The sequence below is a fragment of the Brachybacterium sp. GU-2 genome (genome assembly GCF_030866705.2).
Classification (GTDB): domain Bacteria; phylum Actinomycetota; class Actinomycetes; order Actinomycetales; family Dermabacteraceae; genus Brachybacterium; species Brachybacterium conglomeratum.
The window spans coordinates 3,389,524-3,413,388 of sequence record NZ_CP133037.2 but is presented as its reverse complement, the minus strand read 5'-3'; the positions used below and the strand labels follow the sequence as shown (position 1 = coordinate 3,413,388).

The following is a 23,865-nucleotide window of genomic DNA, read 5'->3' as shown; positions in this document are numbered from 1 at the left end:
GTCATCACCCATTGAGGCACATATCCGCCGCCTCGCTGGCCTGCCCGTTGGGGTTGACGGTCCTGACGGTCAGGCACCGCTCCGCCAGCTGGGGCGGGATCTCGATCACGACCGAGTTGCGGCCGTGGACCTCGAGCTGCACGGCGTAGCGGTCGTAGTTCGCGGGCAGGTCCTGCCACTGCACGATGAAGTGATCCTCCTGGGCGAAGTTCTCGGGCAGCTCCCAGGCGACCTTCACCCGACCGGTCCGTCCGCCCTCCTGCTCGGGGGCGACGACCTGCAGCTCGAGGCTGCGAGGCGCGCCCGGGGCCTCCTCCGGCGCCTCGGGCACGTTGATGTCCGTGGTCGCGATCGGGTCGGGCTCCTCCACGAAGAAGTGGCGCACGCCGAGGGTCGCCCCGACGCCGAGCAGGATCACGAGCACCGCGGCGAGGGTGACGAACGGCCAGGCGGGGGTGCGTGGCCTCTCGGGCTCCGGCTCCCGGTGCTCGGAGGCCAGCGACGCACGCCCGACGGATCCGGCGGGCGCCCCGGCGGGGCGCAGCATCGTGGACTCCGAGGCGTCGGCGGCCGACGGCGCCGAGGCGCCCGACCAGCTCGCCGGGCCCGCCGCGGCGGGTGCGGCGCCGAGCGCCGGGGCGACCCCGGCGTAGGGGTCCATGCGCCGACGGCCGCCGGGGCTGGTGCCCGTCTCGGGGTCGACGGTGGCGACCTTCCGGATCCGGGTGTGCTCGACGAGCTCGTCGTCCTCGCCGTCGTGAGCGGGGGCGGCGCCCCGGTCGTCCAGCACGTCCATCTGGGTGACCGGGAGCGAGAGCGAGAGCTCCACCTGCTGCAGCGCACGGCCGAAGGCCAGCGCGGTGTCGTAGCGGCCGGCGGGGTCCTTCGCCATCGCGATGGACAGCGCCCGGTTCAGCTCCGGGGGCACGTCGGGCCGGTTCAGGGCCGGCAGCGGCTCGGTCACGATCCGCTGGATCAGGTCGGTGGCGGTGTTGCGCTGCCCGCGCCGTTCGAAGGGCGTCTGCCCGGCCAGCAGCGAGTACACGCTCGCGGCGAGGGAGAACACGTCGCTGCGCACGTCGGCGCGCGGCGGATCCGCGAAGAACTCGGGCGGCGACCAGGGGATCGACATGCCCTGGGAATCCTCGACGTCCTCACCCTGCCCGGCGGCGATGGAGATGCCGAAGTCGGTGAGAGCGGGCCGGTTGTAGTCGGTGACCAGGATGTTCGCGGGCTTGATGTCGCGGTGGAGGATCCCGGCGCGGTGCGCGGTCTCCACGGCGCCGGCGATCTGCACACCCACGCGCAGCGCCTCGGCGACGGTGATCCGCTCCTTGCGGAAGCGGACGCCGTAGTTCGGGCGCGAGCAATACTCCATCACGATGTAGGGACGGTGGTCCCCGGAGACCTCGGCCTGGTGGATCGTGACGATCGAGGGGTGGGTCGACATCTGGGCCATGACGTTGGCCTCGGAGTCGAACTGATGGCGCACGGAGTCGTCGAGCACCGTGGACAGCAGCACCTTGATCGCGACGCGGCGCTGCGGCCGTGCCTGGCGGTACAGGAACACGTCCGCGAACCCGCCCGAGCCGAGCAGCTTCTCGTACTCGTAGCCGGCCAGGCGCGGCGGTGCCGAGGGCGGTCTCGAGCTCATGACTTCTCCCCGTACGTCAGGTGCACTTCATCCCCCAGGTCCAGCAGGTCTCCGTCGTGGAGCACCACGCCCTCGCGGGCGCGCAGCCGCAGCGGCTCGTAGCCCTCGCGGTGCAGCGTGGTGCCGTTGGTGGTGCCGAGGTCGAGTGCGACCACGTGCCATCCCTCGAGCCTCAGCTCGAGGTGCGAGCGGGAGATGTCCTGCTGCGGGCTCGGCACCGTGATCAGCTGCGGCACATCGCTGCCGCTGACGCGGGACGCCCGGGGGCGTCGGCCGATGACCGCGGTGCGGTCGAGCACGAACCCCTCCCCCGTGCTCACCGCGACGGCGCCCAGCGGCGGGCGTGCGACGGTGCGGGTGGGGCCGCTGAGCGGCGCGGCGCAGAGCCGGCACGCCGACCTCTCCGGCGAGTTCGCGTGGCCGTTCGCGCACACCAGCGCCGGCAGCGCCACGGCGGCGCCGCCCGAGCCGCGGGCAGCGGGCCGTGCGGGCCCGCCCTGCGCGGCAGGGGCGTGCGGGGCGGACGGCCCAGCGACCGGCGCCGGGACGGGCCGAGGCGCGGGCCCCTGAGCCGGCGGCGCTGCGGCGCTCGGCGCGACGGGATGCGGGGCGCTCGCATGGCGTCCTCCGACGCCGGGGGCGTGCGGCGGCTGCTGTCCCGGCTGCCCGGTATGGCCGGAGGCGCCGGGCCGACCGTGGGGGGCCGGGGCACCGTTCTGGCCGGGCCCGGCGACCTGGCCGGGCTGCCCGTACTGGCCCGGCCGGCCGTAAGGGGTCTGCTGTCCGTGAGGAGGTTGCTGGGGGTAAGGGGTCTGCTGTCCGTGAGGAGGCTGCTGGGGGTAAGGGGTCTGCTGTCCGTGAGGAGGCTGCTGGGGGTAAGGGGCCTGCTGTCCGTGAGGAGTCCGCTGGTGCGACGGACCGGGGCGTCCGTGGTCATTCTGCTGGCCGTGCCAGTCCTGCGCGCCGTGTCGGTCGTCGGCGCTCTGCGCACCCTGCATCGGGGCCCCGGGCCCGGAGACCTGTGCGTACCTGTCTGCGCCCGTGCCCTGGGGAGCGTCGGGCCGGGTCGGCGCCGGACGCGAGCCGGTGTTCGGGGCGGGCGGACGCTCGGCCATGTGGACCTGCGGATATGCCGGCGGTGCGCTCTGCGGTTGCGCGGCGCGACGTGCAGCGGCCTGCGCGATCTCCGGCGCGGTCCGTCCCACGCCCGGTACCCAGTCGATGAAGTCGCCAGCGCCGGTGGTGTGCTCGGCGACGGGGGCCTCCTCGGTCTCGTCGTCCGCGTCGGTGCTCGGGATCCGGGTCTCGGAGGGGAAGTCGCCGTCCGCCGCGACGACGTCCGCGCTGGGGTCGGAGGCGATCTGCTCGTGCTCGGCCTCCTCGCTCTCCTCGCCGCTGCGGCGCACGGCGGCGTCCTCGATGCGGCGGAAGACGGTCTTGCCGAAGAGGTCGTCGTAAGCGCCGGAGTTCTCGAGGTCGCCCGTGGAGGGGGCGGGACGCTGCGGCGCGGGCGCCGGGGCGCGTCGGACGGGCGTGGGCGTCGGTCCGTCCTCCTCCGGTCCTTCTCCGTCGTCGATCGGTGCGATCAGAGTCGGCGGCGACTCGAGCTGGTTCTCCATGGGCGGCTCGGGCGTGGGCACCGAGGGCGAGGCGGGGCGCGCCGGGGAGGCCGCCGGTGCGGCGGAGGGCGGAGGCGTGGCCGGTGCGGGAGCGGCTTCGGGTGCCGGCTGTGCGGGCGCCGGGTGAGAGCCCTGTGACGTCGCGGCCTCCTCGGAGGAGGGCTCGACCGGTTGCGCGGTCGCCTGCTCGGCGGCGCGCGGAGCAGGTGCCGCGGCGGCGGCCGGGGGCGCGGTGCGCCGACGGTCGAAGAGCGATGTGCTCACGAGTCGTCGCTTCGCGGGCGCGGTCCGCGTTCCGGCGACGGACTGCGCGGCCGAGCCCGTCGTCGCGGTCTCCGCCCTCGCTCCGGTCGCCTCGGCCGGCGCGTCGTCGGCCGGTGCCGACCCCGACGGCGCGGCCGGCGCAGGCGTGGCAGCCGGGGCAGGCGTCGCCGCGGGCTGAGCGGACTCCTCCGCGGGTGCCGACGGCGCGGCGGCGGGACCGGCGGTCGACTGCACGGGCGCGGCCGGAGCGGGGACCGGAGACGCCGCCGGAGCCGGGGCGGGAGCCGACGCCGGTGCCGTCGATGCGGCCGGGGCGTCGTTCCCGAAGAGGCCCGCGAAGAGGTTCGGCCCCGAGGACACCTCCTCCGCGGCCGCGGGGCGCGAGGAGGACGCGGAGGATCCGCCGCGGGACAGCGACGGCGGCATCTCGCCCGGTTTGCGAGTGGCGACGGAAGGCTTGCGGATCGACGAGGCGCTCGAGCCGGACCCTGCGGTCGTCGAGGGCTTCGAGGGCGTGGGCGCCGGACGCTCCGCGCGTCGCTTCTTCGCTTCCTCCGTCTCGATCGAGCGGCCGTCCTTCTCCACCTGCTCGGCGAGCGCGGCGCGGTCGGCCTCCTCGATCTGGGCGGGGTCGACGGTCATGTGCACGAAGCCGCGCACGGGCACGATGCCCGAGACCACGCGCGGCGCGCCGACGGGCTCCTCGGGCGGGAGGTCGCCGAAGGCCACCCGGCGCACCCCCTCGAAGGAGCTGATCACCAGCGGCTGCTCCTCGGTGCCGACGACCATCTGCGCCCCTGCGGTCGTGTAGACGGCCAGGGGCGTGGAGCCCTTCACCCCGACCGTCGCGCTCTGCCCGTCATGGACGCCGAACAGCAGCGCGGTGAGCTTGTCCGCGCTGCCCAGATCACCGGCCTCGACCAGCTGATCGACGAACTCCTCGGCCTCGGGGCGCCGTCCCAGCACCTCCCAGGCCGCCTCCGTCACCTGCTTGCGCAGCCCGGGGACGAGCACCACCCAGCGGTCCTCGCGCACCACGAGGGTCGCCGGGCCCTGTCGGGTCCAGGTGCCGAGGCCGAGCAGGGAGGCTGCGGCGGACGCCGTGTCCTCGCTCGTCATGCCCGGCCCTCACCGTCCGCGAGGGGGCGCGGGAGCGTGTCCTCGTCGACCTCGAACTCGTCCTCCGCGGGAGAGGTGCCGCCGGCGGCGTCCTCGGAGGCGCCGGGCTGCCCAAGCACCTCGACCGCTTCGACGATCACCACGGAGATGTTGTCGTGCCCGCCGCCGTCCAGCGCGCGGCGCACCAGGTCCTCGGCGATGGTGCGCACGTCGGTGGGGCGGCGCAGCATCCGCTCGATCGACGCGTCGTCGACCTCGCCGGTGAGCCCGTCGGAGCAGATCAGCATCCGGTCGCCGACCTCGGCCGGGATCAGCCAGTAGTCGGGATCCGACTCGGGCCCGGCGCCGAGCGCCCGGGTGACCATGTGCCGGTAGGGGTGGATCCGCGCCTGCTCGGCCGAGATCTGCCCGCGGTCCATCAGCTCCTGGACCACCGAATGGTCCACGCTGACCTGCTCGAAGATCTCCCCCGAGAGGCGATACACCCGGGAGTCGCCCAGGTTCATCACGACCCAGTAGCCGATCCCGTCCAGCACCATCGTCGCGACCAGCGCGACCGTGGTGCCGGCGCCGAGAGTCGACTCGCCGCCGAGCTCGCCGATGCGTACCGACGCGGTGTGCAGCGCGTCGCCGAGCTGCTCGACGGTGACGTTCTGCTGGAGCGTCAGCTTCTCGAACTCCTCGACCGCGATCGCGCTGGCGACCTCGCCCGCGTTGTGCCCTCCCATCCCGTCGGCGACGAGATGGATCGGCGTGGCGGTCAGGAGGCTGTCCTCGTTCGTCGCCCGGACATGGCCGACGTGGGTGGCCGAGGCGGAGACGACGCGGACGGTGCCCTCGAGGTCCGGGTCGGAGAGGGAGCGGTCGATCACTGCACCCTCTCCACGGACAGGGTCCGATCCCCGAGCGTGAGGCGGGCCCCGGCCGGGAGGACCGTGGGGGTCTCCGGCACGAGGTTCTCACGGGAGCCGTCCACGCGCAGGATCGTCGAGCCGTTGGTGGAGCCGAGGTCGGTCACCAGCAGCTCCTCCCCCGTGCCGTCGATGCGCAGGTGGATCTTGGAGACGGAGCGGGTGTCGTCCTTCATCACGAAGAGCACCTCGCCGGAGGGCGAGGAGGGGTTGCGTCCGACCACCACGGCCTTCTCGACGATGCGCTCGGCGCCGTCGTCGGTGGTCAGCCGCACCTTCTTCACGGGCGGGAGCTGGGCGGGCGAGATGCGGGTCGCTTCGAGGTCGCCGAGGTCCTCGGGCACGGACATGCGCGTCGCCTCGTCCACGCCGTCGTCGCCCCAGGCATCACCGGTGACGTCGCTCGGGGCGTCGCCGCCGTGCGCGGCCGCGTCCTGGCCCGGCGCGGCCGGGGCCTGGTCCGCCGAGGCCGCGGGAGGCGGTCCCCAGGCGGCCGGGGAGGAGTCGACCGCTCCCGGGGCGGGAGCGGGCGACGGGGCCGGAGCGGGCTCCGGCGCGGGAGCCGGGGAGCCCCACTGCGGGGCGGGGGCGTATCCGCCCTGGTCCCAGCTCTGCGGCTGCTCCGGGGCCGACGGCTCGCCCCACGAGGGCTGCGCGGGGGCCGACGCCTGGTCCCACGAGGACTGACCCGACGCGGACGGCTGGTCCCAGGAGGACTGCGAGGGCGCCGAGGGGATCGGCTCGACGGGCGGCGGGGCCCAGCCGCCGTCGGAGGCGGGCTGCTGGGGTGCCGGGGACGGGGAGCCCCAGGACGCGGCGGGAGCCTCGGCGGCGGAGGCCGCCGAGCCGCCCGGGGCGTACGGGCTCGGGGCGCCCTGCGCGGGCCCCTGCGCGCCGTCGACGGGCTGGACCGGGGAGGCGCCCTGGCCTCGCCATGCCGCACCGGGCTCGGAGAGCAGGTTCTCGTGCGTGGACACCGCGACGGACGGCGCGCCGAGGTAGTGCTCGGCGCCCGCGCGCTCGAAGTCGTCGGGGCGGGGCTGGAGAGGGTTGCGTCCGGCCTTGATGTCCGCGACGACCGAGTCGATCGCCCGGTCGTGGAAGCCGCGCAGCAGCTTGCGCGGGTCGAAGAAGATCGACAGCGCCATCAGCAGCGGGAACAGCGCATACACGGCCCAGCGTCCGAGCGCGCGCACGAAGCCGAGCGCCCCGCCCTCGCTCAGGCGGGTCACGCGCAGGCCCAGGATCAGCTTGCCCAGGATGAAGCCCTTGGCGCCGACCAGCCAGATCATCACCAGGTGGTACGCGGCCGGCAGCGCGGTCCCCACGCCGATGAGGATCATCGAGGTGGTGCTCGCGCTCTGCGAGGTGATGATCAGGATGAAGCCGATCAGGAACGGGACCGTCACGAGCGTGGCGATCACCGTGTCGATCAGCGCGGCGAGGAAGCGCTTGACCGGGGTGGCCGGGGCGCAGCCGTCCAGCGGCGGCTCGAAGGACGCCGCGGCGGGAGCGCCCTCCGGAGCGGCGCCCGGCGCAGTGCCCGGGGCGGCGCTCGGCCCGGAGGCCGACGCACCGGGCCCGCCGGGCATGCCGGCACCCTGCCCGGGCGGAGACGTCGCGGGCTGGTTCATCGGTGGCTGCGTGACCATCAGCCGATCGTACTGTTCCTCGCTCCGCAGCGCGGTCGCTCCCGGCTGGGGCGTGCGGAGGGAGTCGGCCGTGATGAGCTCGATCCCCTCGTCCTCCTGGTCGGACCGCTCCTGCCCCTGCCCCGCCCGGGTGCGGGGCTTGGGCGGCGCCGACCAGGCGCCGGGCGCGTCGGTGGCCCGCTTCTCGTAGGGCGAGGCCTGGTAGCGCGCACCGCACTCGCCGCAGATCGCGGCCCCTTCGGACAGCAGCGTCCCGCAGGTGCTGCAGTATCTGGTCTGGTTCATGAGGAACGGCCCTTTCGCCTGATGGTCCGCCAGAGAGACGGCGCGGTCGTGCCGCGCACCGAGGAGCGGCGTCGCCGCAGCGCTTCCGTGCGCTTCTGCGCCTTCGCCCGGGCGCGGGCGTTGACCCGTCGGCGCCGGTTCTCGCGCCGTCGCTCGGCCGCGCCGCGGCGGAAGGAGCGCAGGGAGAGCGCGATGCGGAGCCGACGATGCCACGGCAAGGCGGCGGTGGCGCCGCTGCGCGCCGCCATCACCTGGTCCCAGTACTCCTCCGCCGCGGCGTCGGGCAGGTCGTCCGGGCCGAACACGGCCCGGTCCGCGCGGGCGGCCAGCGTGGACGCCCCGAGCTGGGGGACGTCGGCCTGGAGCTGTGCGGCGATCTCCGCCCGGGTCATCAGCGGATCAGGAGCCCTGCCCATGTCGGTGAGGAGGTCCAGGATCTCCTGCCAGCCGCCGTCGACGCGGGCCGGCAGGGTCTCGAGCGCGCGACGGCGTCGGCGCCGCACCGTCTTGGCGATGATCACCGCGGCGGCGAACAGGCCCAGCAGCACGAACGGGAGCAGGCCGAGGCCCAGGTACACGACCCACGAGGCGGTCTCGTCGGTCGGGTCCTCGTCGTCGTCGGTGTCGTCGCTCATCGCGCCGGGCGGCGGGCTCGGCGGCTCGGCCGGGGGCGGCGGCGGCTGCGCGACCTGCGGCAGCGGCTTCTCCACCTCCTTGGGCTGCGGCTCCGTGGGGTCCTCGTCCTCATCGGGGGCGGGATCGAAGCGCACCCAGCCGATGTCCTCGAAGGCGACTTCCACCCAGGCGGTGACGTCGTCGCCGGTGATGGAGACGGTCCCCTCCTGGCCCTCGGGCACCTCGAAGCCCATCACCACGCGGGCGGGCATGTCGAGCGAGCGGGCCAGCACGGCGGTCAGCGCCGCGTACTGCTCCTCGTCGCCGATGCGGCCCATCGGCTGGGCGTCGGGGGTGTCCTCGTCGAAGCCGACCTCCTCGAGCATCGCCCGGAGCCGGCTGTAGCCGTGGCCGGAGAGCGAGGCGGTGTCGTCCTCCAGGCCGTGGGAGTAGTAGGCGTCCTCCTTGACCGAGCGGGAGAGGTTCTGGAAGCGCTCGTAGTCGGAGTCGGAGGAGCCCGCCCACTCCTCGGCGAGCGCGGTCATCTCCTCCGCCGGCTCGTTGTCCGGCAGGGTGATGTCCGCGAACGTCGCGGCGTTCTGCTGCTCCGCGGTGGGCTCCGTGTACGGCTCGTAGGACAGCTCGTAGGTGTCCCCCGCCTGCACCCCGAGCGCGTTGACCGCGGTCTGCGAGGGCTGGTTGAGGAAGAGGTTCTCGGTGGTGGCGCTCGCGCGGCCCTGGTCCATCCCCTCGAGGTCGATGCGGTTGGTCCGCTCGCCGACGGTGGGCATCCACACGCCGCGGTACGCGCCGATCGTCACGGAGGAGACCTGCTGCTGCCCGGTGCCCTCCTCGAGGTCGACGCCGGGGGCGGTGCGCAGGAAGGCCCCGGAGGGGCTGTCCTTCTGCCGGCTGGAGGCGACGTTGTAGACCTGCAGGTCGTACTGGTCCATCGTGGCCAGGCGGATCTGGTCGCCGCTGCTCACGCCGGTGATGGTGAACAGCTCCTCCTCGCGCTGGTCCTTGAGGTAGCCGCGGAACTCGGTCAGCGGGGAGACGTACTGGCGCGGGTCGAAGGGCGGGGTGATCCGGTCGCGCTGGGCGTAGCGGATGGTGCCCTCGGGCGGGTCCAGCAGGGGGCTCGCCGCGAAGGCGCCGCCGGCGGCGATCGCCATGATCACGGCGCCGCCGATCACGCGGCGTCGCAGCACCGGGTTCTTCCAGGAGCCGGGGCGGACGGTGTCTGAGATGATCGTGGACTCGGCGCCGGCCAGGCGGCCGCTCTCGAAGCGCCAGGTCAGCCAGCCGACGGACAGCACGGCGTAGAGCACGCCGCGCGGCACCGGCCAGAACGCCTGGTCCGTGCCGAAGAAGATGCTCGTCGCGACCATCACCAGCGGGAACAGCCAGGCCAGGACGTAGAGGCGGGTGCGCATCACGACGGTCATCGCCGCCAGCGACAGCAGCAGCATGCTGATCCACACCACCGCCAGCACGCCCTGGGCGACGCCGACGGGCGGGGCGACGGTCAGCAGCGACTTCCAGCTCGTCACCGGCGCCTTCAGCAGCTCGAGCAGCGATCCCGGGGTGGGGACGATGCCCCAGAGCGCCCGGGTGGGGGCGGCGAACATCGAGCCGAACAGGAAGTACACCCCGAGCACGAGGGCGGTGATCCGCAGCGGCCCCCAGCGCCAGCGGGCGCCGATCAGGGCGATCAGGGTGCCGAGCACGAGCGCCATGATCCCGGTGACCAGGTACTGCGCTCCCCCGTAGACGTGCTGGAAGCCGAGCAGCGCGAGGACGAACAGCGCGCCGAGCACGGCGAGGTCGATCGCGAGGCGCTTCGCGGGGACGGACGAGAAGTAGCTGGGGCGGCGCGCGGGACGCGCGGGCGCGGTCATCGGCCCACCGCCCTCAGGGCGCGGGCGAGGGTGTCGAGGGAGCCGAGGGTGACGACGTCGAGCGAGCCGATCGCCGATCGCTGCACCTCGGCGTCCTCCACGCAGCGGATCGCCACGGCCATCACTCCGATCGGAAGCTGGTTGGCGGCGGCGTTGAGCTCGCGCGCCGTGGTGTGGGGACCGACCACCATCATCACCGCGGAGGCGTTGGGGGCGAGGTCGGATGCCTTCTGCCCCAGCTCGTGGAAGGAGATCCGCTCCTTCAGCTGCTCGACCAGCGTGTAGTCGTCCATCATCGGGCGGAAGGAGGCGGTGCGCTGGCGGGCGTCGAAGGTGAAGGGCGTCAGCTCCTTCTCCTCCCGGAAGGTCTGGGCGGAGATCGAGGCGGCCACGGACACGGCCAGCTCGAACTCCTCCTCGCTCGCGTAGTGCTCGGCGAGGTTGTCGAGCGCGACCACGACGTGGGAGCGGCGGGTCTCCTCGAACTGGCGGACCATGAGCTTCCCGGTGCGGGCGGTGGTGCGCCAGTGGACGTGGCGGCGGTCGTCGCCGGGGGTGTAGTCGCGCAGCGCGTGGAAGGCGATGTCGGAGCTGGAGAGGTCCGAGGAGGGCGTGCCCTCGAGGTCGCGGAGGAAGCCGCTGGCGGCCTCGTCGAGGCGGACCGTGCGCGGGTGGACGAACAGCTCCTGCTCCTTCGCCCAGGTGACCTGGCGGCGCATGAGGGAGAGCGGGTCGTCGCGCACGGAGCGCACGGGGCCGACGACCAGCACGGCGCGGCGCTTGGTGGGGACGGCGAAGAGCTCCTCGTGGCTCTGCGCGGCCGCGAGCCGCGGCACCAGGAACTGGGCGGTCGCCTGGCCGACGGCCAGCTCGATCCGCGAGGGGAGGATGTCGCGCTGGGTGGGGTTCATGACCTCGACCCGGCCGACGGCCCGGGTGCCGACGACGACCCGGTGGGTCTGCAGGTCGAGGGTGACCTTGTAGTTCGCCTTGCCCAGCACGAACAGCGCCGCGATCACGAGGGGGACCGTGAGCGCGAGCGCGACCACGTTCAGCTCGGTGACGTGCAGGGTCAGGCCTGCGATCCAGCACGCGGCGGCGACGCCGGCCACGGCCCATCCCACCGGGGAGACGACGTCGAGCACGGGGTGGATGCGCCGCATCCACAGCTCGACGACGCGGTCCCGCAGACCGGCCCAGCCGGTGCTCGCGGGGGCATCGCCTTGGGTGGTCTCCTCGGCCGGGCCGGTCTGCCCCTCACGGGCACGCTTCGCGGCCGCGCGCGCCCTGCGGCGCTCGCGACGGGATCCGGCACGGGACTCGGCCGCGGCGGCGCGACGGCGCTTCTTCGCCTCGGCCTTGGCCGACTTCGCGTCGGCGGTGTCGGTGGGGACGGAGGAGGGCTGGGAGCTCATGCCGTCTGCTGGCGCGCCTGGGGAGGCGCCACCTCGCTGAGGATCTTCGTCATGACGGACTTCGCGGTGGTGCCCGCGAACTCGGCCTCGGGGTCGAGCACGAAGCGGTGCAGCCACACGGGCTCCACGAGCGCCTTGACGTCGTCGGGGATCACGTAGTGGCGGCCGTTGACGGCGGCCCACACCTTGACGGTGCGCATGAGGGCGAGGGCGCCGCGGATGGAGACGCCGACGCGGACCTCGGGTGCGAGGCGGGTCTCCTCCATCAGGCGCGAGACGTACTCGAGCACCGCCGGGTCCACGTGCACGGTGGAGGCGAGCTGGGTCATGTCGTTGACGGCCTGCAGGGAGATGCGCGGGGTGAGCTGCTTGGAGCGGTCGCGCAGGGCGGAGCCCTGGAGGATCTGCACGCTCGAGGCGTGGTCCGGGTAGCCGATCGAGGTCTTCATCAGGAAGCGGTCCAGCTGCGCCTCGGGGAGGCGGTAGGTGCCGGCCTGCTCGATCGGGTTCTGGGTCGCGATCACCATGAAGGGGTTGCCGACCTCGTGGGTGACGCCGTCGACGGTGACGCGGCCCTCCTCCATCACCTCGAGCATCGCCGACTGGGTCTTGGGCGAGGCGCGGTTGATCTCGTCGGCGAGCACGACATTGGCGAAGACGGGGCCCTTGTGGAACTCGAAGGACTTCGTGTTCTGGTCGTAGATCGTCACGCCGGTGACGTCGGAGGGCAGCAGGTCCGGGGTGAACTGGATGCGGGTGCTGGTGCCCTGCACGGTCGCCGCGATGGAGCGGGCGAGGGAGGTCTTGCCGGTGCCCGGCGCGTCCTCGAGCAGCACATGGCCGGGGGCCATCATCGCGGTCAGCACGAGGCGGACCACCTCGTTCTTGCCGAGGACGGCCTGACCCACGCTCTGGACGAGCTTGTCGAAGGTGTCGGCGAACCAGCGGGCCTGTTCGGGGGTCATGCTCATGAGGAGGAGCCTGCTTTCTGCGGGTGGTGGAGCGGGATGCGGGTGGTCTGTCGAAGCCGTCAGCCTGGGTGGCGGTAGGAGCCGAGTTCCTTCTTGTCGAGGACCACGGTGAACGACTCGTTCGGGTATCCGAAAGCCCACGTACGCCCCTCCGCGTCCGAGGACCAGGTGCCGTCCGCCCGGGCGGTGATCCTGATCGGCCCTTTGGGGAAGAAAGTGTCCCCCGGGCGCTGATCGAGCGTGGCCTGGAGATCGTAGGTCTTGCCCGGCTCCAGATCGGTCAGCGTCATGTGCACCTGCCGGCAGTGCTCCGAGTCGCAGGAAGTGGTGTTGAATCGTGTGGTCCCGAGCCTCACGTCGGACTTGGGGTTCGGAGGGGTGTAGGTCTGTGCGCCCTGGGTCTTGCTGACGGTCCCGCTGACGAGGCCCTTGCTGTTCTTGACCCGAGCCTCGATCTTGACGTTGCCCTTGGACTTCACCTGGTAGGTCTTGGAGAAGGAGGTGCCCGAGTCCTGCCAGCTGCCGCCGTCGATGCGGACCTGGAGGGTCTTGCCACCGGCTCCACCGTCGCCGCCGCCGGCGCTGGCCTTCACCGTGACCGGGCAGCTGTTCCCGTCGGTGCACTTGCCGTTGGACCCGCTCACCGTGGGGTTCGCCGGCTTGGTGTAGGGCTTGACGGCATTGGACTCCTTGGAGGGGGGACTCACGCCGCCGTCCTTCGCGAAGCCGTTGCGGGCCTCGACGGTGAAGCGGTATGAGCTGCCGTTGCTCAACCCGGAGATGGACGTGCTCGTGGACGAGGCGTCGACGGTCTTCGAGCCGCCGTTCCAGCGCACCACGTACTTGGTGACCGTGGTGCCGTTGCCCTCAGCCGCCTCCCAGCTGACGTTCGCCCGGCCGTTCGGGCCGTCGCCCTTGCCCTCGCTCGGCATCGACGCCTTCACCCCGGTGGGCGCCTCGGGCCTCGCCCACGGGACGACCTCGTTCGACGCCTTCGAGGAGCCGGTGCCGGTGCCGACCGAGTTCACGCCGGTGATGGTGAAGGTGTGCTTGCTGTCGCGGTCGAGGTCCCGGAAGGACGCCTTGGTGGTCCCGCCGTCGACGGTCTGGCTCGCGCCGGAGGAGGACTTCACGACGTACTGCGTGATCGGCTCGCCGTTCGCCTCGGCATCCGTCATCGCCGGCCACGTCACGTCCACCGCGCCGCCGAGCGCGGTGTTGACCCGTTCGGCCGACGGGGTGCCGCTCGGGGCCTTGGGCTTGCCGGCCGGGTGCTCCGCCGAGGACCACTCCGACCACTCCGAGGGCTCGTCGGCCAGGTTCGAGGCCCGCACCCGGAAGCGGTAGTCGACGCCGTTGGTGAGCCCCGAGAACACCGTCTGGGTGCTGCCGCCCTCGACGGTCTGGGAGGAGATCCCCTGGCCGTTGGTGTCCTGGACCTGCACCTCGTAGCTCTGGATCGCGGAGCCGCGGTTCTCCGGCGCGGGCCAGCCCACGGTCAGCTGCTGATCGCCGCGCTCCGCCCGCGGGGCGGCCGGCTTCTCCGGGCGCACATCGGGGCGGGCCACGGCCGAGGGCACCGACGGATCCGAGTCGCCGACGTCGTTGGTCGCCACGACCTGGAAGGTGTACTCCGTGTCGTTGGTCAGGCCCGTGATCGTGCAGGACGTCGAGGCACACTGCTGCGACACGGAGCCTCCGGTCGCCGAGGTGACCGTGTACCCGGTGATCGGCGCGCCGTTGTCTGCACCCGCGTCGAAGTTCAGCTCGACGAATCCGTCGCCGATCTCCCCGATGCGCGGCGCGGAGGGCGGCTCGGGCTTGCCGCGCACCACGGTCCGGATCTCGCCGGTGACGTGACGGTCCGGGTCGCCGGTGTCGTCCTCGACGGTGTACTGCGCGGTGAGGATGCCGTGGAAGGACTCGTCCGGGGTGATCGAGACCTTGTCGCCCTTGACCTCGACGGTGCCGTCGCCGGCGGTGAGGCCGGCGCTGAGCAGCTCCCGGTCCCCGCCGGGGAAGGGGTTGGAGTCGTTCTCGAGCACTGCGAGGTCCTTGGTGGTGCCCGCGTCGATCGTGGCCTCGTCCATCACGGTGGTGAGCAGGGGCCGCGGCGAGCCGCCGACGGTGACCTGCACGGAGGACTCCACCGGATCGTTCGTCCCGTCGGAGACGGTCACCGGCACCTCGAGCACCGTGCCCTTGGGCGCCTTCGGCGTCGCGGTCGCGGTGAAGACCGAGCCCTCGACCGACACGTCGATCTCCGGGTTCTCGGTGTACTTCCCGAGGGCGAAGGTGAACGTGTCGTCATCGGGGTCGTCCACTCCGGGCGCGAGGTCGACCGTGGCCTGGCCCTCTCCCTGCGCGACCTCGAGCAGCGCGCCCTGGAAGGTCGGCGGGAGGTTCTCGTCCTCGGGCGCGACCTCGACGGGGATCGCGAGCGTCGCGGTGGCCGCGGTCGCGTCCCCCACCGCACCGTCCGTGACCTCGACGCTGATGGTGTCCTTGCCGGAGAAGTCCGCGGCCGGGCGGTAGTTCAGCGTCGTCTCGTTCTCGACGAGCTCGCCGCCGTCGCCGTGGCCTGCCGTCACGAGCGACGGGTCGGTGATCTGCACGCCCTCCGCGCCCGGACGCACCCGCACGTTTTCGGGATCGGCGAGGTCGATCTTCGCCTCGGCGCCGGCCTGCACCGTCACCGGCTCGCCCACCCAGACGGGGGCCTGTTTCGCGGTGCCGGGCACCCACACGTAGCCGGCCGAGGCCTGGTCGTCCTGGTCGGTGATGATGTAGCGGATCCGCTGCTGCTCCTCCTGGGGCACGATCTTCAGCGTCCCGTCCTCGCGCAGGTCCACGCCCTCGTAGGAGCCGTCGAGCGCGACCTCGAGGGCGTTGGTGCTGCCGTCGGGATCGGAGTCGTTGGCGAGCACGTCGACCTCGGCGTGGTCCTTCTTCGGATCCAGGACCTCCTCGACCGGCACGAAGTCGTCGACCGCGACCGGGGAGCGCAGCGGCGCGTTCGCGGCGACCTTGACGGTCGCGGTCGCGCTGGACTTCAGCTGCCCGTCGGTCGCCGAGTACAGCACCGTGTGGGTGCCCTCCTCGGCCGGGGTGGTGACGGTGAGGAGGTTGTCCTCCGTGCCCTCCGGCGGCTCGACGTACTCGATGTCCGTCATCGGCTTCACGTCGCCGCGCACGATGCCGAGCGCGTCGCCCTCGGGGTCGGTGTCGTTGTCGAGCACCGGGATCTGCACCTCGCGGTCCGGGCGCACCTCGACGGTGTCGTCGACCGCGTAGGGGGCCTGGTTGCGGTCCGTGGGCGCGGCGATGCCGACGAGCACCTCCGCGGTGCCGATCGCGCCGTGGCGATCCATCACCTGGTAGCGGAAGCGGTCCGTGCCGACCGAGTCCTCGTGCGGCACGTACTCGATCCACTCGCCGTTCGCGCTGGTGATCTCGCCGAGGGTGGGCATGGGGCTCGCCGCGCCGGTGAGCATCACGGAGTCGCCGTCGGGATCGATGCCGGTGGTCTGGACGGGGATCCGCACCGGGGTGCCCGCGACCGCGCGGGCGGTGAGGTTCTCCGGCCGCGGCGGGGTGTTCTCCGCGTCCTGCGGCACGATGGTGATGTAGGCGAGGGCGGAGCCGGTGCGGCCCGTCTCGTCGACCACCTCGTACTGCACGACGGCCTCGCCCGTCGCGTCGTCGTCCGCGCGGAAGCGCAGCATGTCCCGGTGCGGCTCGGTGTTGCCCAGCGCATCGGCGCGTGAGGTGTCGAGGTTCGTACCGAGGTGGAGGTCGGAGACCGTGGGCGAGACGTCATTGGCGGTGACGTCGATGTTGACCATGTCCCCGGCGCGCACGACGGTGCGGTCCGGGACGGCCTCCGGGTTCGCGAACTGCGTGTCCGTGTTCACGACCATCATCCGGATGGTGCCCGTCGAGGTGCCGGCGGAGTTAGAGACCTCGTAGGTGATGGGGACCGGCTCGGAGGAGACGGTCGCGCCGGGCTCCGCCTCGACCCGCACCAGGTGGTGGTCGACGACGGTGGCCTTCAGGCCGCTGCCCCCGGGGACCTCGAGGGAGTTCGCGACCAGCACCCCGCCGGTGGGGTCCACGTCGTTCTCCAGCGGGTCCACGAGCGTGTCGGTGCCGGTGGTGACCGTGCCGAGGTCATCGACGGCGACGGGCTGGAGGTTCTCCGCCTCCGGCTCGACCACGTCGATGCGCATCAGTCCCAGGGAGGTGGTGCTGCCGCCGCTCGCCCCGACCGTGTACTCCAGGTAGTGGGTGCCGGGCCCGGCACCGGTGACGTCGACGCTCCCGGCGTCCAGGGCCGGATCGACCTCCAGCCCCTCGGACTCGCCGACGCTGATCAGCTCGAGCTCGCCGCCGTTGGGGTTGAGATCGTTGACCAGCGGCTTGAGCGTTGTGGTGCGTCCGGAGACGATGCTGACGTGGTCGGCGGTGGTGATCGGCGGGAGGTCGCTGTCGGTCACCGACTCGATCTGGATCGTCCCCTCCCCCGTCTCGCCGTTCTCGTCGCGGAAGGTGAGCTGGACCTGCTTCGTGCCCGGCGAGAGGCCGGCGTCGTTGAAGGTGATCTTCCCGTCGGGGGTGAAGGTGACGAGGTCCTCCGGCGGGACCGTGGCGTTGGAGAGGTAGAAGGCGTCGCCGTCGGGGTCCTCCCAGTACGGCAGGATGTTGAAGCTGATCTCCTGGCCGGAGCGGACCTGGACCTTGGTCATCGTCTCTTCGGCGGCCTGCGGGGCGGAGTTCTCCCCCTCCTGGCGCACCTCGAGGGTCACGGTGGCGGTGTCCTTGCCGCCGCGCCCGTCGTCGACGGCGTAGGTGAAGGTCTGGGTGCCGGAGGCGTCGTCGGCGACCTGGATCTGGAGCTGCGTCCCGCCCGTGATCGGGGTGACGTGCCCGGCGGCCGGCTGCTTCCCCTCCACGGCGACGGTGAGCACATCGCCGTCGGGGTCGACGTCGTTGCGCGTGACGGGGAGGACCACGTTCTGACCGGGCCGCACGCCGAAGGTGTCGTCGTTGGCCGTCGGGGGCCGGTTCTCCTCCTCGCGCTCGGCCGCGACGTTCTCGATCGTGGTGGTGAGGGTCTCCTTCTCCTTCTCCTTCGACTGGTCGGTCTGGATGTCCTGGTTGATGACCCAGTCGTCGACCAGCTGCATCGAGTCCATGATCTCCCAGGACAGGCCGAACTTCTGGTCGTTGAGCACGACCAGGTCGCGGTTCTGCCGCAGGGAGAGGTCCGCCCCGGCCTTCGCCTCGGGGATGACGTCCTTTACGGGCTCCTGGCCCTCGCAGACGCGGACATAGCGGAGGGAGCCTCCCCAGGCGCCGTAGGCGCAGCCGTCGACCTGCGCCGGCTCGATGACCTCGGAGCCGGTGCCGCCGACGGCGATCGACTCCGCCTTCCCGCCGTCGAGGGGGATCAGCAGCATCGTGTCCGCGGTGGACAGGACGACGTTCTCGGAGGCGGGGCCGGCTTGCTGGATTTCGCCGACCTCGAGGGAGGAGATGCCGTAGTCCTCGAGCGGGTAGTCCTTCATCTCGGTGCCGAGGCGCAGCATGCGGTTCTCGCGGTCCATGATCACCGGCACGTCGCCGACGACGGTGAGCTCGACGTGCGCGGCGTCGCTCGAGACCCCGCCGGCGATGAACGGCTTGTCCGCCTTCGTGTCCCGGGTGGACGGTGTACGGGGGTAGCGCAGGAGCTCATCGCCGTTCAGGACATACACGTCGCCTCTCATGGAGACGGCGACGGGAGGCGCGCCGTTGCCGGTCTCGAGGACCGGCTCGACGGAGGCGGGGCTGAACGCGGAGGCTTCGTCCGGGGAAAGGATCCAGACCCGGCCGTCGGGCGCGGCGATGACGACGCGGTCCCCGCCGATGCGGACGGTGGATTCGGGGGGCAGCTCGACGAGGCCCGCACGGGAGGCGGCCGCGGTGTTGATGGGGGTCATGCCGCGCGGCCCGGTCTCGAAGACGTGGTAGCCGGACTGGATGATGTCGAGGTCCTGGCCGGTGGAGGAGATGCGGGCGTCGAGCTCGCCCGCGTCGACGTTCAGGCGGCCGATCAGGCCGCGGTCGCCGTTGCTGACCCAGACGCCGCCGTCGGAGACCTCGACCTCCGAGGAGGACAGGCCGTCGTAGTTCACGGCGAAGCCGGTGAGGACGAGCGCCACCACTGACAGGACGGCCGTGGACACGACCGTGGTACGCCGACCGCGGCGCCTCTTCGGTCCAGCGGTGACTGACATGGTGGTACCCCCAGAAGACGTGCAGACTCCTCGCGCACGCCCGGCCTCGACCGGCTGCTCTCACTGAGGAGAAGACCCCCGCGGTCGACGTGGTCGCGCACGACAACTGACAGAGTACCGGTCCCCCGCGCGACGTTCTACGGTCGCCCGGTCACGTTCCGTCCCCGTGCAGGTCAGGCGGAGGGAACGGTCGCCGACCTCACGAGGAGCTCAGCGACGGCGCTCGACGAGCGTGCGGGTGAAGGTCTGCAGCGCCTCGCGGACGGGTCCCTGCGGCAGCTCGCCGAGGATCTCGACGGCCTCATCGGCGGTGCGCTGGGCGAGCCGGCGCGTCTCCTCGAGCGCCTCGTCCTCGCGCAGCAGCTCCACGAGCTCGCCCAGCGCGGTGTCGTCGCTGAGATCGCTGTCGAGCCTGCGCAGGATCTCGAGGCTGCGCGCGTCCCGCTGCTCGGCCGCCCGGCGACGGACGAGGAGGGTGGGCATGGTGGGCACGCCCTCACGCAGGTCGATGCCCGGGGTCTTCCCGCTCGCGGCGGCGTCGCTCTCGAGGTCCAGCACGTCGTCCGCGAGCTGGAAGGCGACCCCGACCTTCTCGCCGTAGCGGCGCATGACGTCGCCGGAGCCCTCGGGGGCCCCGGCGAGGGAGGCGCCGAGGTCGCCGGCGAGGGCGAGCAGCGAGGCCGTCTTGTCGGAGAGGACGGAGATGTAGTGGGCGAAGGGGTCGTCCCCCTCGGCAGGACCGACGGTTTCGTGCAGCTGGCCGAGGCACAGCCTCTCGAAGGTCTCGGAGTGCATCCGCACGGCCTCGCGACCGATGCGGGCGCTCAGCGCGCTTGCCCGCGCGAAGAGGAAGTCCCCCGTGAGGATCGCGACGTTGTTGCCCCACAGCGAGTGGGCGCTGTCGGTGCCCCGGCGGGTGGGCGCCGAGTCCATCACGTCGTCGTGGTACAGGCTGGCCAGGTGGGTCAGCTCGACGAGGATCGCCGCGTCCTGCACGCCCTCGGCATCGACGTCCCCGAGGGACGCCGCCAGGAGCACAAGCATCGGCCGCACGCGCTTGCCGCCGGCGTCCATCAGGTGGCGAGCGGTCCAGCGCACCATGTCGTCGGAGCTCGCGACGGCATCGCGCAGCCCGTGCTCGATGGTGCCCAGGCGCTCGACGATGCTCGTCGCGAGCTGATCATCGATGTCGGGCACACCCGGCAGCGTGGACGGCATGTCTCTCCTGGGGATCGAACCGGTCCCGAGGAGCGGGGCCGGAGTGCGGACTGCGCTCCCGGACAGGAGCGACACGACAGCCGAGTCTACCGGGGAGGCAGGGGCCCTGAGCCGACGTACGGCCCCGAGGTGACCGGCAGAACTGCGGAGAGCTCCGCCGAGGGGATTGCAGGGATCACCCGCTCGACCGGGCCCTCCCGGAGCCGGAGACGCCATGGGCCGGCGCCAACCCCCGACCGCGCCATGACCTCTGACCAGCCCTTGCAGAGCGGCCCCGCCCTTGCCGTCGTGGCGGCTCCCCGATTCCGGGCATGAAAAAGGGAGTGGAGGAGGCGAACACCCGCAAGGGGTTCAAGCACTCCTCCACTCCCAGTGAAGATGTCCGGCGGCGACCTACTCTCCCACACCCTCCCGAGTGCAGTACCATCGGCGCGATCGAGCTTAGCTTCCGGGTTCGGAATGGAACCGGGCGTTTCCTCGACGCTATGACCGCCGTAACACGATGAGACACAACCAGCCACCCACCCACACCAAAAAAGGTGCCAGCAGCAGGGTTGTTCCCCAAGAACCGCACAGTGGACGCGAACACACACAGCAAACAACCAACACAAAGAATGTTGTTGTAAGTCATCGGCCATTAGTACCAGTCAGCTCCACACATTACTGTGCTTCCACATCTGGCCTATCAACCCAGTCATCTACTGGGGGCCTCACACACCTCAAGGGTGCAAGGATATCTCATCTCGAAGCAGGCTTCCCGCTTAGATGCTTTCAGCGGTTATCCCTTCCCGACGTAGCCAACCAGCCATGCCCTTGGCAGAACAACTGGCACACCAGAGGTCAGTCCATCCCGGTCCTCTCGTACTAGGGACAGGACTTCTCAAATATCCAACGCGCGCAGCGGATAGGGACCGAACTGTCTCACGACGTTCTAAACCCAGCTCGCGTACCGCTTTAATAGGCGAACAGCCTAACCCTTGGGACCAACTCCAGCCCCAGGATGCGACGAGCCGACATCGAGGTGCCAAACCATGCCGTCGATATGAGCTCTTGGGCAAGATCAGCCTGTTATCCCCGGGGTACCTTTTATCCGTTGAGCGACACCCATTCCACAATGAGGTGCCGGATCACTAGTTCCTGCTTTCGCACCTGCCCGACATGTCTGTCTCGCAGTCAAGCTCCCTTGTGCACTTACACTCAACACCTGATTGCCAACCAGGCTGAGGGAACCTTTGAGCGCCTCCGTTACTCTTTAGGAGGCAACCGCCCCAGTTAAACTACCCATCAGACACTGTCCCTGATCCGGATCACGGACCGAGGTTAGGAATCCAGAACGACCAGAGTGGTATTTCAACGACGACTCCACACTCACTGGCGTGAATGCTTCCCAGTCTCCCACCTATCCTACACAAGCCGTCCCGAACACCAATATCAAACTATAGTAAAGGTCCCGGGGTCTTTCCGTCCTGCTGCGCGTAACGAGCATCTTTACTCGTAATGCAATTTCGCCGAGTTCGCGGTTGAGACAGTGGAGAAGTCGTTACGCCATTCGTGCAGGTCGGAACTTACCCGACAAGGAATTTCGCTACCTTAGGATGGTTATAGTTACCACCGCCGTTTACTGGGGCTTAAATTCTCAGCTTCGAACTCCGAAAAGCTCTAACCGGTCCTCTTAACCTTCCAGCACCGGGCAGGCGTCAGTCCGTATACAGCGTCTTACGACTTCGCACGGACCTGTGTTTTTAATAAACAGTCGCTTCTCCCTGGTCTCTGCGGCCCTCTCCGCTCTCACGGATCGGGCCCCCCTTCTCCCGAAGTTACGGGGGCATTTTGCCGAGTTCCTTAACCACGATTCTCTCGAACGCCTCGGTATTCTCTACCTGATCACCTGAGTCGGTTTAGGGTACGGGCGACCGTATTCGTCACGCCGGAACTTTTCTAGGCAGTACAGGATCACTCACCTACGCCCATACGGGATCCCCATCACGTCTCACCCTCATGGCCCCAGCATTACCCGGGGCCGGGCTGCACGCTTAGACGGACTATTCCATTAAGTCCGCGGAAGCTACCTCTCTGCGTCATCCCACGCGCTGACCTACTACGACCTTGGTTCCCAGCCTCACCACCATCCACACCCCGAAGGGTGCGGTGACAGCTCGGGTGGTTAGCATCAGCCGCCTCGGTATGGGTCCTCCTACGATCGGTTCGGGAATATCAACCCGATGTCCATCGACTACGCCTGTCGGCCTCGCCTTAGGTCCCGACTAACCCAGGGCGGATAAACCTGGCCCTGGAACCCTTGATCAATCGGCGGACGGGTTTCTCACCCGTCTTTCGCTACTCATGCCTGCATTCTCACTCGTACAGCCTCCACCACTGGGTTCCCCCGCAGCTTCACCGGCTGTACGACGCTCCCCTACCCACCCCAACAAAAGTTGGAGTGACACAGCTTCGGCGGTGTGCTTGAGCCCCGCTACATTGTCGGCGCAGAATCACTTGACCAGTGAGCTATTACGCACTCTTTCAAGGGTGGCTGCTTCTAAGCCAACCTCCTGGTTGTCTCAGCAACTCCACATCCTTTTCCACTTAGCACACGCTTAGGGGCCTTAGCTGATGTTCTGGGCTGTTTCCCTCTCGACCATGAAGCTTATCCCCCACAGTCTCACTGCTGCGCTCTCACGTACCGGCATTCGGAGTTTGGCTAAGGTCAGTAACCCGGTGGGGCCCATCGCCTATCCAGTGCTCTACCTCCGGCACGAAACACGCAACGCTGCACCTAAATGCATTTCGGGGAGAACCAGCTATCACGAAGTTTGATTGGCCTTTCACCCCTATCCACAGGTCATCCCCTCCATTTTCAACTGAAGTGGGTTCGCGCCTCCACGCGGTCTTACCCGCGCTTCACACTGCCCATGGATAGATCACTTCGCTTCGGGTCTAGAGCCGGCGACTGAACGCCCCGTTCAGACTCGCTTTCGCTACGGCTACCCCACACGGGTTAACCTCGCCACCGACCACTAACTCGCAGGCTCATTCTTCAAAAGGCACGCCGTCACCCCTCAAGGCTCCGACGGATTGTAAGCGCACGGTTTCAGGTACTATTTCACTCCCCTCCCGGGGTGCTTTTCACCTTTCCCTCACGGTACTTGTCCGCTATCGGTCACAAGGTAGTATTCAGGCTTACCAGGTGGTCCTGGCAGATTCACACCGGATTTCACGGGCCCGGTGCTACTCGGGAACAGCGTCACGCCACGCACTGGTTTCGTCTACGGGGGTCACACCCTCTACGCCACCGCACTCACCACGGCTTCGACTACCACTGCGCGTACACGTCGCAAGGCCGGCAGACCCCACAGACACGTCCCACAACCCCTGACCTGCAACCCCTGCCGGGTATCACACAGACCAGGTTTAGCCTCCTCCGCTTTCGCTCGCCACTACTCACGGAATCACTATTTGTTTTCTCTTCCTGCGGGTACTGAGATGTTTCACTTCCCCGCGTTCCCTCCACACTGCCTATACATTCAGCAGCGGGTACCACGACATGACTCGTGGTGGGTTTCCCCATTCGGACATCCTCGGATCACAGTTCGGTTGTCAACTTCCCGAGGCTTAACGCAGACTCCCACGTCCTTCGTCGGCTCCTTGTGCCAAGGCATCCACCGTGCGCCCTTTAAAACTTACGGCAACACAAAGACACTTTGCGCTTAAAAATTGCTTACAAGATGCTCGCGTCCACTATACAGTTCTCAAGAAACAACCCCACACCCACCACCACCATCCAACGGACAGTCATGATCGGGGGGACCAGCCACACACCCCCACAAACGGGGGCTGCGTGCAGCCTCACAACCCAATAGCGTGTCTCCACCTCGAACCCGCTGCCCTCACACGTTCCATCCCGAAGGAGTACTAGCGATCAGCGCAGCAGATGAAGTGCCCATCCATCGATGTTCCACCCTT

Annotated in this window: 9 protein-coding genes and 2 rRNA genes; all 11 read right to left on the bottom strand. The window is 70.1% G+C overall.

Annotated features, from left to right (window positions below; translation table 11 throughout):
- Positions 1 to 4: 4 nt before the first annotated feature.
- Positions 5 to 1,654, bottom strand: a complete 1,650-nt coding sequence (locus tag RBL05_RS15620; protein ID WP_308738701.1) for a serine/threonine-protein kinase — start codon at positions 1,652 to 1,654, stop codon at positions 5 to 7.
- Positions 1,651 to 4,656: an FHA domain-containing protein gene (locus RBL05_RS15615; protein WP_308738702.1), complete on the bottom strand. Its 3,006-nt coding sequence runs from the start codon at positions 4,654 to 4,656 to the stop codon at positions 1,651 to 1,653. Before RBL05_RS15615 ends, RBL05_RS15620 begins: the two co-directional genes overlap by 4 nt.
- Positions 4,653 to 5,528, bottom strand: coding sequence for a PP2C family protein-serine/threonine phosphatase (locus RBL05_RS15610; RefSeq protein WP_308738703.1), 876 nt, complete (start codon positions 5,526 to 5,528; stop codon positions 4,653 to 4,655). The genes RBL05_RS15615 and RBL05_RS15610 overlap by 4 nt, the downstream gene beginning before the upstream one ends.
- Positions 5,525 to 7,504 carry an RDD family protein gene (locus tag RBL05_RS15605; RefSeq protein WP_318603900.1) on the bottom strand — a complete coding sequence of 660 codons (1,980 nt, stop codon included), beginning with the start codon at positions 7,502 to 7,504 and terminating at the stop codon, positions 5,525 to 5,527. Before RBL05_RS15605 ends, RBL05_RS15610 begins: the two co-directional genes overlap by 4 nt.
- Complete coding sequence (locus RBL05_RS15600; RefSeq protein WP_308738705.1) at positions 7,501 to 10,020, bottom strand: transglutaminase domain-containing protein; 2,520 nt, start codon at positions 10,018 to 10,020, stop codon at positions 7,501 to 7,503. Before RBL05_RS15600 ends, RBL05_RS15605 begins: the two co-directional genes overlap by 4 nt.
- Entirely contained in the window at positions 10,017 to 11,435 is a 1,419-nt protein-coding gene (locus RBL05_RS15595; protein WP_308738706.1) for a DUF58 domain-containing protein, read from the bottom strand. The genes RBL05_RS15600 and RBL05_RS15595 overlap by 4 nt, the downstream gene beginning before the upstream one ends.
- Positions 11,432 to 12,406, bottom strand: a complete 975-nt coding sequence (locus RBL05_RS15590; RefSeq protein ID WP_191457964.1) for an AAA family ATPase — start codon at positions 12,404 to 12,406, stop codon at positions 11,432 to 11,434. Before RBL05_RS15590 ends, RBL05_RS15595 begins: the two co-directional genes overlap by 4 nt.
- Before the next feature lie 59 nt (positions 12,407 to 12,465).
- Positions 12,466 to 18,633: an Ig-like domain-containing protein gene (locus tag RBL05_RS15585; protein ID WP_318603899.1), complete on the bottom strand. Its 6,168-nt coding sequence runs from the start codon at positions 18,631 to 18,633 to the stop codon at positions 12,466 to 12,468.
- Between the two features lie 261 nt (positions 18,634 to 18,894).
- Positions 18,895 to 19,902, bottom strand: coding sequence for a polyprenyl synthetase family protein (locus RBL05_RS15580; protein ID WP_308738710.1), 1,008 nt, complete (start codon positions 19,900 to 19,902; stop codon positions 18,895 to 18,897).
- Between the two features lie 380 nt (positions 19,903 to 20,282).
- Positions 20,283 to 20,399 (bottom strand): 5S ribosomal RNA (gene rrf / locus RBL05_RS15575).
- Positions 20,400 to 20,520: 121 nt separating this feature from the next.
- Positions 20,521 to 23,588: ribosomal RNA gene (locus RBL05_RS15570) — 23S ribosomal RNA — on the bottom strand.
- Positions 23,589 to 23,865 lie beyond the last annotated feature (277 nt).

What these genes read in the sequence shown, in the direction of transcription:
- RBL05_RS15580 (WP_308738710.1), bottom strand. Translation starts at nt 19,902, where the DNA reads ATGCCGTCCACGCTGCCGGGTGTGCCCGACATCGATGATCAGCTCGCG.
- RBL05_RS15615 (WP_308738702.1), bottom strand. Translation starts at nt 4,656, where the DNA reads ATGACGAGCGAGGACACGGCGTCCGCCGCAGCCTCCCTGCTCGGCCTC.
- RBL05_RS15600 (WP_308738705.1), bottom strand. Translation starts at nt 10,020, where the DNA reads ATGACCGCGCCCGCGCGTCCCGCGCGCCGCCCCAGCTACTTCTCGTCC.
- RBL05_RS15590 (WP_191457964.1), bottom strand. Translation starts at nt 12,406, where the DNA reads ATGAGCATGACCCCCGAACAGGCCCGCTGGTTCGCCGACACCTTCGAC.
- RBL05_RS15605 (WP_318603900.1), bottom strand. Translation starts at nt 7,504, where the DNA reads ATGAACCAGACCAGATACTGCAGCACCTGCGGGACGCTGCTGTCCGAA.
- RBL05_RS15595 (WP_308738706.1), bottom strand. Translation starts at nt 11,435, where the DNA reads ATGAGCTCCCAGCCCTCCTCCGTCCCCACCGACACCGCCGACGCGAAG.
- RBL05_RS15620 (WP_308738701.1), bottom strand. Translation starts at nt 1,654, where the DNA reads ATGAGCTCGAGACCGCCCTCGGCACCGCCGCGCCTGGCCGGCTACGAG.